We start from the raw sequence: 13,801 nt of genomic DNA, 5'->3' as shown, positions 1-13,801 counted from the left end.
CATCAGGTTAACCGGGCCGCCAACTGGTCGTTTATTTTTTTATACAAATGATACGGCTTATATACTCTCCAGTTATGAATGTCCATGAGTTCGATGAACTGGTTTAGTTTGGCCTGTTTAAAATCATACTGGGTTTGCGAAGGCATGTTTAAACAAACGATCCATCCGTCGGCATCGCTGAGTTCTTCGTGCAATTCCTCATAATAATCCCGGTCGGCGCTATGAAAATTCAGCACATTCTCGGCGATCAGGATGAATTTAAAAATTCCCTCATTCATAAATACTTCCAGCACATCCCGCTTCAGGGTCATGATATCGTTTTCTACCGCATCATTCCATTCACCGATCAGCTCTATAATGGCATATTCTTCTTCATAATCTGCCATCAGTACCTTCAGGTACAGGGTACGACTTCCGAAAAAATCCCACTGCGGATGAATATAATAGTTATAAACGGCATCCTTATATTCAAACTGGGAATGCTCTACCCCGTAAAAAGGAGATCGTTCGTCTTCTTCACTCAGGTAAATATGCTGCCAGTTGTAATAGGGTTCTATGTCATGCACCCTGCGAAATTACTGTTTTTTAAAAATTTGAATCTGCTGAATTATTATTTTAACTTTATGAGGGCACTGCTGCAAAAGGAACCTGCTGCAAACCGACTGCCATAAAATGATCCGACTGGTGAAGATGGGCCACACAATCCGTTAAACCCCCTGTTATGAACATAAGCCTTGCCTGCATCCTGGTATGCTGTTTGTTTTTGGGCTGTAAACAAACGCAAGCGCCACCAACGCCTGCACAGATCCGGTTACTGGAGTTAAAAAGAGGCGCGCTCGTTTCCTGCGGCCCACCCGGCATGCAACTGGGGATCGCCACATTTGAAACCAGCTGCCACTCTGTACAAGATGATTTCAACCTTGGTATTAAATTGCTGCATTCGTTTGAATACGATGAAGCAGAGAAGGTATTTGCCGGTATTATTGATAAAGAGCCCGGGTGTGCCATGGGCTATTGGGGCATTGCCATGTCGAACTTTCATCCGTTATGGGCGCCGCCAACCCCGGACGACTTAAAAAAAGGTGCCAGGGCCATTGCTTTTGCCCGATCACTTACAGCCTCCGGCAGGGAAAAAGATTATATCGCAGCCATCGGCGCTTATTATGACGAATGGGAAACCACCGGCCACCGCATCCGCGCACAGCGCTTTGAAACAGCAATGAAAGCACTTGCAGACCGTTATCCCCGTGACCGGGAATCAACTATTTTTTATGCTCTTGCACTTAATGCAGCAGCGGACCCCACCGACAAATCGTTTCGCCGGCAACTGAAAGCGGGCCAGATCCTGGAGGCCCTTTATCCCGGGCAGCCGGAACACCCGGGCATTGTGCATTACCTGATCCATACTTACGATTACCCGCAACTGGCACAACGGGGACTGGCAGCCGCCCGGAAATATGCATCGATCGCTCCTTCCTCTGCCCATGCGCTTCATATGCCTTCGCATATCTTTACCCGGTTGGGTTTATGGGATGAAATGATCCGGGCCAATCTTGCATCGGTAGCCTCTGCTGTTTGCTATGCCGATGCCATCGGTTTAAAAGGACATTGGGATGAGGAGCTACACGGGCTGGATTATCTTATTTATGGATACCTGCAGAAAGGACAGAATGATTCAGCTGCAAAGCAACTCGAATACGTCAGGCAGATAACAAAGGTTGAGCCATCAAATTTTAAGGTAGCTTATGCATTTGCGGCCATGCCGGCCCGTTATGTGCTTGAGAACCGGCAATGGAAAGCTGCCGCCACATTAAAACCGGCATCCGCAACCATTCCCTGGGGCGATTTCCCCTGGCAGGCGGCGATCGTCCATTTTGCCCGCGCGCTTGGCAGCGCACATACAGGGCAAACTATTAATGCCCGGGAGGAGCTGAATATCCTGAACCGGCTGCAGGCCCGGCTCATCTCACAAAAAGATACGTATGCGTCCAACCAGGTGGCCATCCAGGCAAAAGCCGCTGAAGCGTGGATCACCTTAAAGGAAGGAAAAAGCGAGGCAGCGCTGGCGTTGATGCAACTTGCTGCAGACATGGAAGACAAAACGGGGAAACACCCGGTAACACCCGGAGAAGTGCTGCCGGCCCGTGAATTACTGGGCGATCTGCTCCTGGAAATGAACCGGCCGGAAGCCGCGCTGGCAGCCTATGAGGCCGACCTGCTTACACACCCCAACCGGTTTAATGCGCTTTACGGAGCCGGACAGGCGGCCCTGAAATGCGGAAAGACTGAAAAAGCGCATGCTTATTTTCAACAACTGCTGACCATCACAGATAACGGCCGGTCGCCCCGGCCGGAAATAGCGCGGATAAAGACCTACCTGAAACAATCACAAACAACATCCGCCACTGCAATGACTAGCGGTGCATCAGGTATTCTTTGAAGGCCGCATAGTCTGGCGGCATCTCCACCGTATGCTTAGGCTGCAGCATGAGCTCCAGCAATGATGCGGGAATCTCAACTTCAGTACCGGTGGCTTTTTTTACAGCATCCGGGAATTTGACCGGATGTGCTGTTTCAAGGATCAGCCCCCGGCTTCCGGGGTGGGCCTGCTGGTAATCTTCCAGGGCTTTATATGCTACCGCGCCATGAGGGTCCAGGGTGTAACTGGTTTCCCGATATACCCTGCTGATGGTGGCAATCGTATCCGCATCGGAGATGCTTACTGCAGAAAGATGTTCCTTCAGTTTCAGGAACTGCTGATCAAACAATTCCAGAATACGAACAAAATTGCTGGGATCGCCCACATCCATAGCGTTGGAAAGGGTGGCCACCGCCTTTTGGGGTTGCCAGTGTTCCGTTTGCAAAAAGGAGGGTACTACATCATTGGCATTACAGGCGGCAATAAAATGCCCCAGGGGCAAACCCGTTGCCCTGGCCAGCAGCCCGGCACAGATATTTCCGAAATTACCGCTGGGCACCACTACAACCGGGACAATGGCTTTTTCCTTCCATTGTTTATAGGCAAAGAAATAATAAAACTGCTGGGGCAGCCAGCGGGCTACATTGATGGAATTGGCCGATGTAAGAAAACGCCTGGCATGTATATCGGCATCGGTAAATGCCTGTTTCACCATCCGCTGGCAATCGTCGAAACTGCCGGCTACCTCAAGCGCCGTAATATTCTTTCCCATGGCGGTCAGCTGCTGCTCCTGCACCGGGCTTACGCGCCCTTTGGGATAAAGGATCACCACGTTTACACCTTCCACACCGTAAAAGCCACTGGCTACGGCCCCACCGGTATCTCCGGAAGTAGCCACCAGCACGGTCACTTCTTTTCGCTGATCTTTCAGGAAATATTCCAGGCAGCGGCTCATAAAGCGGGCACCTACATCCTTAAACGCCAGTGTAGGCCCGTGAAACAATTCCAGTGAGGCAATGGTATCCGTTACCGGTTGCAGGGGGAACGGAAAATTTACCGTTTGAGATACAATATCAAACAAGATCTCTTCAGGAATGGCAGCCCCCACATAAGGACGGATTACGCGGAATGCGATTTCTGCCTCGGGAAGCGTTTCAATATAATGGATCAGATCCGGTTCCACCTGTGGCAGGCTTTCGGGAAAATACAGTCCCTTATCCGGAGCCTGGCCCATAACGGCGGCCTCTTTAAAACTTACGTTCGGCGACCGGCGGTTTAAACTATAGTATTGCATGCGATTTTAGACGTTAGATATTAGATGCTAGATATTAGATGTTAAACGTTCCGCTCTGACAGATCCGGAATAAGGTTACTGTTCAGCACCTGCTCCCCATTGACCACTCCTATTCCCTATTCACTACTTCCACACCCCTCTTATTAATCGTAGTTACGTACACATAATGATCAATACCGATCCCTGAATAAATGGCTTTCATAATACCGGCGACATCCTGTGCCACCGTCTCGGTTTCACTGAGCATAAAGATCGATGGACCCGAGCCGGAAATACCCCCGCCCAGGGCTCCAGCTTCTTTACACTGGTGTTTTACCTCATCAAACCCAGGAATAAGAATACTTCTTACCGGCTCAATGATCACATCCTCCAGCGACCGGCTGATGAGTGCCTTATCATTCCGCATAAAACCCGCTACCAGTCCGGCAATATTTCCCCATTGTTTAATGGCATCCTTCAACAGCACTTTTTGTTTCAGGATCTGCCGGGCATCGGCTGTGCGCACTTCTATCTGGGGATGCACCACCGTTACAAATAATTCCGGTGCTGCCAGCGGTACAATATCCATCGGATGAATGGAACGGATCAGCGTGATGCCCCCTAATATACAAGGGGTAATATTATCCGCATGTTTTACCCCGCTGGCCAGCTTTTCGCCGATCATCGCCAGCTGCACCAGTTCTTCCGTATTAAAGCGGTTATCGAGCAGCAGATTGGCGCCTACTGCGGCACCGGCAGCACTGGCGGCACTGGACCCCAATCCGCTGCCTGGTTTGATCCGCTTTTCAATGGTTACCTCAAACCCAATATTGCCTCCGGCCTTTTCAATAGCCGCCAGCAATACCACTCCCGCTACATTCTGTTCCGGTTCGGTAGGTAAACCAAAATGATCTTTATTGTGTATACTCACGCGCGGCTCGTTGAGCAGCCGGAATTCCATGATATCATACGGGTCGTTTAAGGCAAGCCCTAAGATATCAAACCCGCAAACCAGGTTGGCTACAGTGCCCGGCGATTTTATTGTTACTTGTTTCATTGTGAAAAGTGAATGGTCAATAGTGAATGGGACGGGATCCCTATGCGTAGCGTTCTTTATTCATTTACCGCACGCATAATATCGGCAAATACCCCGCTGGCCGTTACATCTGCACCGGCACCGGCCCCCTTTACAACAAGGGGTTGCTCTGGGTAACGGGCGGTATAAAACAGCACCACATTGTCTTTTCCGTATAAATGATAGAGATCATTTTCGGGCTTTATATGCTGCAGGCCTACGGAGGCCTTGCCTTCGTTAAAAGTGGCCACAAATTTCAGTTTGCTGTTTGCGGCCTGTGCGGCGCTCAGCAAGCTCTTAAAATGTGCTTCTTCTTTTTCCATTGCTTTGTAAAAGGCATCCACAGATCCTTCCATACAGGATGCCGGCATAAAGGAATGGTTGATAATATCCTCCATTTCCATTTCATAACCAGCTTCCCGGGCAAGGATGAGGATCTTGCGCATCACATCGGTGCCACTCAGGTCCAGCCGGGGATCGGGTTCGGTATATCCCTCCTCCTGGGCTTGTTTTACCACCGCTGCAAAGGGGCGTGATCCGTCGTAATGATTAAACACAAAGTTCAGGGTACCACTCAGCACGGCTTCAATGCGTTTGATCTCATCCCCGCTGCGCCGCAAATCGTTCAGGGTGCCAATTACCGGAAGCGCGGCCCCCACATTGGTTTCAAACAAAAATTTGGCATTGAATACATGCGCCAGTTCCTTCAATTTCTTATATTCTGAAAACGGGGAAGCTGCTGCAATTTTGTTACAAGCTACGACGGAGATACTCTTCTGCAGCATTTTATCATATACTTTGGCTACTTCTTTATTCGCCGTAACATCCACGAAAATAGAGTTCCGCATATTTCGCTTAATCACTTCATTTGCAAATTCGGTGATGGATGCGGGCTCGCCACCGGCCAGGGATTCCTTCCAGCCACTGAGGGAAATGCCCCGTTCCTTAAAGATCATTTTGCGGCTGTTACTGATTCCCACCACGCTTACATTCAATTTCAGATGCTGGATAAGGAAGGCATGTTGTTGTTTTAATTGTTCCATCAGCTTGGCACCTACATTTCCCAAGCCTACAATAAACAGGTTGAGCTGCTTCTGAATGGTTTCAAAAAACTCTTCGTGCAATACGTTGATGGCTTTGCGCACATCATCAGTAGCAATGACCGTGCTGATGTTCTTTTCTGATGAGCCCTGGGCGATTGCGCGGATATTGATCCCGTTGCGGCCCAATGCGCCAAACATTCGGCCGCTGACACCGGGAAGGCTTTTCATATTTTCGCCCACCAGGGCAACAATCGAAAGGTGAGTCTCTGCCTTTAGCGGCTCCACTTTATTGAGTGCAATTTCATCAGCAAAGGTTTTGTCGACCACTTTTCTTGCAGCCGGCAGGTATTTCTGATCGATGGCCACGCAGATAGAATGCTCGGAAGAACTTTGAGTGATCAATACCACATTGATCCGCTCTTTACTCAGGGCTTCAAACAAGCGTTTGGAGAAGCCCGGGATACCGATCATACCGCTGCCTTCCAGGCTCAGCAATGCAATATTATTTACACTGGAAATACCGCTTACGATATGCTCCCGTACCACCTTGGTGTCTTTTATCTTTCCACCTACAACGGTACCGGGCATTTCCGGAGCAAACGTATTTTTTATATACAGCGGTATGTTCTTACTCATTACCGGTTGTATGGTTGGAGGATACAGCACCTTGGCGCCAAAATGCGAAAGCTCCATCGCCTCGCTGTAAGAGATATGATCAATCACCTTTGCATTCGCCGCCAGGCGCGGGTCGGCCGTCATCATCCCGTTTACATCCTTCCATACCTGGAGCGATTCCGCATCGATGGCCGCGGCAATCAACGCAGCCGTATAATCCGATCCTCCCCTGCCCAATGTGGTCGTTACCCCCTGCTCATCCACGCCAATAAACCCGGGGATTACGAATACATTGCTTTTATTTTCTTTGAAGTATTTCTTTATTTCCTTTTCCGTTACTTCCAGATATACTTCCGCATGCGTATAATCGCTGTTCGTAAAGATGAACTGGCGCGCATCTTTCCATTGCACAAACAATCCCAGGTGCTTAAATGCATCTGCAATGATCTGCGAAGACAGCCATTCGCCGTAGGCAGCCAGCCGGTCCTGGTTCTTGGGTGTAATTTCTCTCAATAAAAAAATACCGTTACAAACCTCCTCTATTTCATTCATCGTTTTCTTTACCAGGCTCAATAAAGAGCTTTGAGAGGCAATCGGGATCAACTCTTTGATGGTTTCAAAATGCCGCTGCTCAATGGCGGCCACTTTTGACCGAAAATCTTCATTGCCTTCGGCGGCTTCTTTACCGGCCATTAAAAGCAAATCCGTAATACCGCCCAAGGCAGAAACAACAACAACAATGGAATTTTTCTTTGCGGCAGCATCAACAATGGCCGCAACTTTTTTTATATTTTCAGCATTGGCTACAGAAGAGCCCCCAAACTTAAAGACCTGCATGAATTCGATTTAGTAATAAAAGAAATAAGGATAAAACCCGGAAGAAAAACGGCAACATGCCCGATGGATGATATAGCAGCGTACAACCCTCAAGGGGTTGTGGTAATAATGGTGGTGGTAGTTCCGTGGCCGAAACTTACAGCAGATTGAATATTTTGAAAATTGTACTGCATTTTGTTAGATACCACCGCAAGATAAGGAAGAATTATTAAAACAATACAACCCGTTCTGATTTTTTTTTGAATACGTTTTATTGCTGGTTCCGGGAGGGGGCTGTTTATAACGTTTCTTGTGCCCTATCCGGGGGTGTATATGCAGGGCGGATATGTTACTAACTACAGTGCTGAAAACTACTATGTACAACAACGGTCTCCTGCCAGATTAACAATCCGTAAACAAAACTTTGTTTTCATTTGCAACGGAACGGAGGCATCAAACGTCTTAATTTTCAAATAATTTGATGGCAGCCATTCTTTCTGAACAAGCATTGTGATGTATTAAAGTGCAGACCTCAGACAATTTAAATTGTAGCGCATTTTCTGATTCAGGCATTCATTTTGTTATTATAGAAAGAGGCACCCTAAACTAACCGGTATTTAAAAGAATCAATTATGACGAATAGAGTATTTTATGGGCCAATAGGGGCCGTTGTTATGGCATTATTTTTTTCGGGATGTGTGAGCAATAAAAAGTTCACCACCCTGCAAACCGATTACCGGAACCTGAACGACCGGTATCAGGCCAGCCAGGTGGATCTGGCCGAAAGCAAGACACGTGTTAAGAGTCTTGAAGAACAATTAGCGCAGGAACGGGCCAATAATGCCTCGCTTAAAAAGGCATTGGCAGCATTGCAGGCAACGTTGGACAACAGTATTAATCAGAATACGCAAGGCAATGTAAACATCTCCAAACTGGTTGATGAGATCAATGCCTCCAATAAATACATCCAGCATCTGGTAAATGCCAAAAACAAGAGTGATTCCCTGCTGATCGTATTAACCAATAACCTTACCCGTTCTTTAAGCCGGGACGAACTCCAGGATGTGGACGTAAAAGTATTGAAAGGTGTGGTATACATTTCGCTTGCAGACAATATGCTGTATAAATCGGGCAGCTATGAGATTTCCGATCGTGCAGGCGATATCCTCAGCAAGATTGCCAAGATTATCCAGGATTATAAAGATTACGAAGTGCTGGTAGAAGGCAATACCGATAACGTACCAATCAACCGGCCCAATATCCGTAACAACTGGGACCTGAGTTCCTTAAGGGCTGCATCTGTGGTGATGGCGTTACAAACCCAATACGGCATCGACCCCAAACGCCTTACCGCCGGTGGGCGTGGCGAATACAATCCGGTAGCGGATAACAATACAGAACAGGGCAAATCCAAGAACCGCAGAACGCAGATCATTATCACTCCGAAGCTGGATCAGTTTATGGAACTGATCGATAAGGCCCCGGAAAAAAGCAAAGACACTACGCAAAATCCGGCTCCGGGAATCTAAGAAGCTGACATAGATGCGTTATAAAAAATGGTTGTTCTGTTTGGGACAACCATTTTTATTTGTGCTATTAACTTGAGCTACCAGCCATTAGCTTTCAGCCGGGAAAATCGAGGATTGAGACATTACATTGAGTATAAAAACGGATCCAACGTTGAACGTCAAACATAAAATACCAACCCCGAAATGCTACACCAGCGGCGTTTTTCCAGTGCTTTGGTAGTATTCAATTTTAGAGAGGAACATGGCCGCCATTTTCTCTGCCCGCCATTTTGCTTCATCTGCCTTAGCTCCCTGGAAATAGGTATCGATGGTTTGCTGCCAGATATGTAGCCAGGTATCAAAATGCTCCCGCGTCACCGGAAGTTTTGCATGCGGAGGAAAGGGGCTTCCAAAATAAGTATGATTGCCCAGCAGCACGGTTTCCCAGAACCGGTACATCTTTCCCAGGTGCTGTGGCCACTGGTCGCGGATCACGGCATCAAATATGGGCCCTATCTGCTCGTTTTCACGAACCGATATGTAAAAGCGGTCAACCAGTAACCGTATATCTGCTATTGTTGTAATGTCATTTTTCTGTTCTGCCATCTTTAGTTCATTGAAAGATATGGAATCGCATCTTAGCGATGCGGACTGCAAAAACACGGCTCCCATCCACAACGGAAGTTGTATGATGCTGAGGAAACGGATCAAAAATATTGTTACAACCTTCCTGACCCGCGCAGCCCCCCCTGCGCGGCGATGCTTGTACCCTCTTTACTTTTTATTCATGAAGAGATCGCTCCGCTTTAGAAAGGTTTCATTGCGATCGAGCTTGTCGATGAAGGCACCCAGTTTCGCTTGCTCCAGCATGGTCTGCACTTCTTTCCGTACTTTTTTGAATTTAAAATGTATCGGGCAGGGATTGGTTTCCGAGCACTGTTTCAGCCCCAGGCCACATCCCTGGAACAACTGATCCCCATCTACGGCTGTTACAATATCTGCCAGGGACCGGTTCAGGGATGCCTTTTCCAGGTAAAACCCTCCCGTAGGACCTTTCATGGATTCCACCAGCCCCTTACGGCTAAGCTCCTGCAGGATCTTGGCAATAAAATGCTCGGGGGAATCGATACCCGCAGCGATCTGTTTGATCCCCACGCGGCTCCCGTCGCGGGTTTGCTGCGCAATGTAGATCATGGCCCGTATTGCATATTCGCAGGTCTTTGAAAACATCTGTTTGTAAAAATACGCATTTTAAATAAAAGATAAAAATATCCTTTATTATTTTTTGTATTTTTAACGCGCGCTATCCTGCACAAAAAAGATCCGCCATCCATTAAATAAAAATCATGCGTCCAATTATTACCATTAAAAGAATATATGAGGCGCCCGCCAAAAACGACGGGCTCCGCGTGTTGGTAGACCGCCTGTGGCCAAGGGGTATCAAAAAAGAAGCCGCGGCTGTTGATGAATGGCTGAAAGCGCTGGCTCCCTCGGCCAACCTGCGGAAGTGGTTCAACCACGATCCGAAGAAATGGGCTGCGTTTCAAGAACAGTACAAAGAGGAATTAAAGCAAAACCCAGCAGTGGAAGCATTTTTAAAGCAGCATAAAGGCATTAAGAAGATTACTTTATTGTTTGGCGCACGGGATGAACAGCATAACCAGGCGGTGGTGCTGCGGGAAGTGTTGGAGCAACGCTGAGCAGCACTGGCACTGTTTATTGCCCTTGCTTTGGGGACCATTAGACCGGGGGGCTATGGAATTATTTCGGGTTTAAGATTCCGCGTTCCTGATTTAATTACGTTTGACACTCCTTGAGAAAGGCCAAATCTCCGATCCCGGGCGTAATTGGCTGATTACCGAAAACTGATCACTGAAGGCCAGCCACCTGCTGAATGATTAACAGCCAGCCCTTATTCCTGGCAACAGGTATCTTCTCCCCCAACTTAAAGTTCCGAGCTTCCTGGAAATTTTTAACCGCCGGCGCGGTTACGGTTGCCTTTGCAGGATCGATCCCCAATTGTTTCCAATCGATATCCAGTGCGATTTCTGTATCGGTTTCATTCCAGCTGGCAACGGATACCAGCGCTTTACCATTCTTTTTGTACACCGTAGCTTTCACTTTTGAATTATCGGTTTTTACGGGATTATTTCCTACCCAATACCCAACCATTTGAGCACCCTGCATTCCAAAATTGTCCCAAAGCTTCCAGATACCGGTAGGATCGGCATTTTCTGTCCAGGGAATGCGACAGGTCATACCATATACCATTCCCCTCCAGGCATTGCCCCCATCCTGCAGCATTTCGCCCATCAGGCCAAAAGGAATACCACTTACTTCCGTTAAAAAGAAATCCGGGCTATTATTTTCATAGTCGAAATATTCGCCAAACCAAAGGCGGTTCAGGTAAGGAAAATGTTCCATGTAAAGATTGGCGCTATTTATAAAGCCGTCGCTTTTATTGTACTGGTTGGCTGAATGCAGATCGATAATACCGGGGTGACCATCAGCGGTCAATACCCGTTTGATCCGCTTCATGGTGATGCGGTCAAAAGCCACGTCATCGAGGTAAATGCCATCGATACCCACATTTTTTGTAAGCCAGTTCATGCCCTCCACATAATAGTTGTGCCAACGGCTCATACCGCTATTGATAATGGCGGCGTCTTTGACCTGTGGTACAAACCAGGCTGCGATATAATCTGCCCCCACATGTTCCTGCAACCAGCGGAAGCCACCGCCCTTACCTGGTGAATACACTTCATGTCCAAGGCTTCGCAACGGGAACAGCTCATATGCATGATTGGACAGCTCCCGTACCGTATTGTATATTTTTACTTTCAGCCCGCTGCGGTGTGCCTGGTTGATATAGCTTTTCATTTGCTGCCACTCAATAAACGGGTAATTGATCCAGGGGTTGATGGCATTGCCATGATGAATGTTTACCACTGTGGCCCCGGTATTTTTTATTTTGCTGATGCTGTCGTACCGGTGATAGAATCGCGTAGCCCACTGGAAATCGGTATTGAGCTGATGAAAAGGGGTGATCAGCAGGTTAAAATTAAAGTAAAGTGTATCTCCTTTTTTCATGCTGCGGGCACCGGTGTAATTATCGGCCAGGATCGATTTACCTTTTTGGGCGATCGTGATCCCTCCTTTATTGTCATTACCCCAGGACACCGGCAGCAACAGCGGCTTTTGCAGGTAGAAATTGGTATTCAGCGGGCGCACATAATGCTCATCCCGCAGGGTATATTGTAAACCGGCATTGACCGCTCCCACCCAAACCCCGTCCTGGTTTTTATGCGCTACATCCCATTTCCAGGAAAGGCTGTCCGGGCGCGCCCTTCCTTTTTCTCCCAGTCCCATCAGGTATGTGGCCGCTTCCGGAGTAAAGGGAATGTGCAGGGTGATGTTTTTAAAATCCACATCCTGCAATGCGGTTACTTTTACCTTATAAGCAAGAAACCCGTCAAACTCCAGGGAGGCGGCTACTTCCATCTGAAGTTGTGGATGCTCATTCGTGGTTTTCCAGGCAATGGTTCCATGCGATTGTTCGGTATATTGCAGGGACCCGCTTTTAAATTTCAGGTCTTTACCATCGGCCCCGGTAAAATGAAAATGAATAGGCTCCGTAATGATATTGTTGGGCCCGGGCTTTATACCGGTCATTTCTTCTGTAAAAAAAGTCTGGAGCTGCGCAGGAAAACCGGAAGGGTCCACTGTTACTCTTCTTCCCAGCAGATCGATGGTATTATTTTTCAGCACCAGCGGTAGATAGGGGGCTATAACCGTATTCTCCTGGGCCATGGTTGAGTTCAGCCATTTTAAACGGGTCTGGTTCCAGGGAGCTGTAATATTGCCCTCTTTCGCCAACGTTGGTAACACCGTCAGTTGAACCGGAACCCGGGTGTCTGCTGCACCTGCAGCACGCACCACTACCTCCCCTTTGTAAACGCCCGGTTTGACCGATGCAGGAATGTCTGCCAGGCACCATAAGGGCTGGAGGCTGTCCTTTGCTACACGTATGGTTTTGGTAAACGGTTTTCCTGTGTAATCCACCCCTCCGGTATTGATACAGCTCATGCCAGCGGCCGGAATGCGATTCCCTTTTCCATCTTCCAGATCTGAGAAACGGACCGTAAGGTTTTCCAGGTCTTTCAGCGCATATACGGCCAGTTGAAAGGAATAATTTTCACCGCGCATACTGCTGCCGTTGAATCCTTTTACCGCGCCCCGCTGTACCCAGCGATAAGGCAGCTGCCCGAACATCTTAACGGGATACTGACGGTCCTCGGGAAAAACCACGTAATCGGTGCGCTGGTATTTTGCAAGCAACGCATGGGCTTCAGCTTCTGTTGCAGTAACCTCCATCGGGTAAAAGCTGTTAAATGCATCACTCGATTCAATGGCTACCACCGGCGCATTTACCGGAAGCTGTGCCGGAACAGTGTTCAGCCAGGCTTCTGTTGCTGTATTTTCAGGTTTCAGGTAGTTCACTGTTGGGTAATTAGGCGATCCTGAATTTTTAGAAACCAGGTAATACAGGTAATACCGGCCCTTCCCTGAAACCGGCTCAAAAAGAACCGTTCCTTTTTCGTTACTGACAGCGGCTATTTTTACATTGTCTATTTTTGCACCTGTCTGTGCATCCTGTACAATGATCCTTTTTGCCCCTGGGTTGGGATCCCTTCGCCTCCACTCCACCACTGTTTTCGCCACTTTCCCGGATCCGTTAAACTGCACTACCACGCGGTGATCGCCCAGGGAATCGGTGTTCCAACTGCTGCCCGCGGTTGTATATTTAACAGTTTGAGCAGGGAGTAAATGAACAGCAAGAACGGCCAGTATTAAAAGACAAGATTTCATTTGTATGACTTTGGTCGGGCAAATCTAAAAAAAATGGCGTACCGGCTGCGGTTCTTTTTTGCGCAACCGATTGTATAGAAAAGACACTGAGGCAATGAAACACTGATTGACCAGCTGTGGAGGGCGACAAAAAAAGAAAACCTAGACATAGTGGCCACTGAGGGACAGAGACACAGATCTTTT

Annotated in this window: 10 protein-coding genes; 3 read left to right on the top strand and 7 right to left on the bottom strand. The window is 48.0% G+C overall.

Translation table 11 applies throughout. From position 1 onward, the window contains the following. Positions 1-2: 2 nt before the first annotated feature. The gene (locus LL912_RS22860) at positions 3-566 is read right to left on the bottom strand and encodes a hypothetical protein (RefSeq protein WP_235555937.1); all 564 of its coding nucleotides are present in this window, start codon (positions 564-566) and stop codon (positions 3-5) included. Positions 567-721: 155 nt separating this feature from the next. On the opposite strand from LL912_RS22860, the gene LL912_RS22855 reads away from it, so the two are divergent. Beyond that, complete coding sequence (locus tag LL912_RS22855; protein WP_235555936.1) at positions 722-2,440, top strand: hypothetical protein; 1,719 nt, start codon at positions 722-724, stop codon at positions 2,438-2,440. Here the strand turns inward: LL912_RS22855 and thrC are convergent. The 3 genes from thrC to thrA all read right to left on the bottom strand — a co-directional run bounded on the left by thrC (position 2,415) and on the right by thrA (position 7,262). After that, on the bottom strand, positions 2,415-3,713 hold the full coding sequence (thrC, locus tag LL912_RS22850) for a threonine synthase (protein WP_235555935.1): 1,299 nt from the start codon (positions 3,711-3,713) through the stop codon (positions 2,415-2,417). The genes LL912_RS22855 and thrC overlap by 26 nt on opposite strands. Before the next feature lie 109 nt (positions 3,714-3,822). Further along, the gene (locus LL912_RS22845; RefSeq protein WP_235555934.1) at positions 3,823-4,749 is read right to left on the bottom strand and encodes a homoserine kinase; all 927 of its coding nucleotides are present in this window, start codon (positions 4,747-4,749) and stop codon (positions 3,823-3,825) included. Positions 4,750-4,805: 56 nt separating this feature from the next. Then, the gene (gene thrA, locus LL912_RS22840; RefSeq protein WP_235555933.1) at positions 4,806-7,262 is read right to left on the bottom strand and encodes a bifunctional aspartate kinase/homoserine dehydrogenase I; all 2,457 of its coding nucleotides are present in this window, start codon (positions 7,260-7,262) and stop codon (positions 4,806-4,808) included. A 611-nt stretch (positions 7,263-7,873) separates the two neighbouring features. Here thrA and LL912_RS22835 point away from each other — a divergent pair. Beyond that, positions 7,874-8,770, top strand: a complete 897-nt coding sequence (locus LL912_RS22835) for an OmpA/MotB family protein (protein WP_235555932.1) — start codon at positions 7,874-7,876, stop codon at positions 8,768-8,770. 186 nt (positions 8,771-8,956) lie between these two features. Here LL912_RS22835 and LL912_RS22830 read toward each other — a convergent pair whose 3' ends face one another. Together LL912_RS22830 and LL912_RS22825 are read right to left on the bottom strand one after the other, a co-directional pair. Then, positions 8,957-9,355, bottom strand: a complete 399-nt coding sequence (locus LL912_RS22830; RefSeq protein ID WP_235555931.1) for a group III truncated hemoglobin — start codon at positions 9,353-9,355, stop codon at positions 8,957-8,959. Positions 9,356-9,523: 168 nt separating this feature from the next. After that, positions 9,524-9,979 (bottom strand): RrF2 family transcriptional regulator, encoded by a 456-nt coding sequence (locus LL912_RS22825; protein ID WP_235555930.1) that lies wholly within the window; start codon positions 9,977-9,979, stop codon positions 9,524-9,526. Positions 9,980-10,095: 116 nt separating this feature from the next. Between LL912_RS22825 and LL912_RS22820 the strand changes: the two genes are divergently transcribed. Then, positions 10,096-10,449: a DUF488 domain-containing protein gene (locus LL912_RS22820; RefSeq protein ID WP_255785824.1), complete on the top strand. Its 354-nt coding sequence runs from the start codon at positions 10,096-10,098 to the stop codon at positions 10,447-10,449. A gap of 169 nt (positions 10,450-10,618) precedes the next feature. Here the strand turns inward: LL912_RS22820 and LL912_RS22815 are convergent, their stop codons facing one another. Then, complete coding sequence (locus LL912_RS22815; RefSeq protein ID WP_235555929.1) at positions 10,619-13,618, bottom strand: glycoside hydrolase domain-containing protein; 3,000 nt, start codon at positions 13,616-13,618, stop codon at positions 10,619-10,621. Positions 13,619-13,801: the final 183 nt, after the last annotated feature.

Origin of the sequence: Niabella agricola (assembly GCF_021538615.1) — a bacterium.
Classification (GTDB): domain Bacteria; phylum Bacteroidota; class Bacteroidia; order Chitinophagales; family Chitinophagaceae; genus Niabella; species Niabella agricola.
The sequence above is the reverse complement of the archived record's forward strand: the minus strand, read 5'-3'. Positions and strand labels throughout refer to the sequence as shown.

Bases quoted from the DNA above. Each gene is read 5' to 3' on its own strand.
- LL912_RS22855 (WP_235555936.1), top strand. From the start codon at position 722: ATGAACATAAGCCTTGCCTGCATCCTGGTATGCTGTTTGTTTTTGGGC.
- thrC (WP_235555935.1), bottom strand. From the start codon at position 3,713: ATGCAATACTATAGTTTAAACCGCCGGTCGCCGAACGTAAGTTTTAAA.
- LL912_RS22845 (WP_235555934.1), bottom strand. From the start codon at position 4,749: ATGAAACAAGTAACAATAAAATCGCCGGGCACTGTAGCCAACCTGGTT.
- thrA (WP_235555933.1), bottom strand. From the start codon at position 7,262: ATGCAGGTCTTTAAGTTTGGGGGCTCTTCTGTAGCCAATGCTGAAAAT.
- LL912_RS22835 (WP_235555932.1), top strand. From the start codon at position 7,874: ATGACGAATAGAGTATTTTATGGGCCAATAGGGGCCGTTGTTATGGCA.
- LL912_RS22830 (WP_235555931.1), bottom strand. From the start codon at position 9,355: ATGGCAGAACAGAAAAATGACATTACAACAATAGCAGATATACGGTTA.
- LL912_RS22825 (WP_235555930.1), bottom strand. From the start codon at position 9,979: ATGTTTTCAAAGACCTGCGAATATGCAATACGGGCCATGATCTACATT.
- LL912_RS22820 (WP_255785824.1), top strand. From the start codon at position 10,096: ATGCGTCCAATTATTACCATTAAAAGAATATATGAGGCGCCCGCCAAA.
- LL912_RS22815 (WP_235555929.1), bottom strand. From the start codon at position 13,618: ATGAAATCTTGTCTTTTAATACTGGCCGTTCTTGCTGTTCATTTACTC.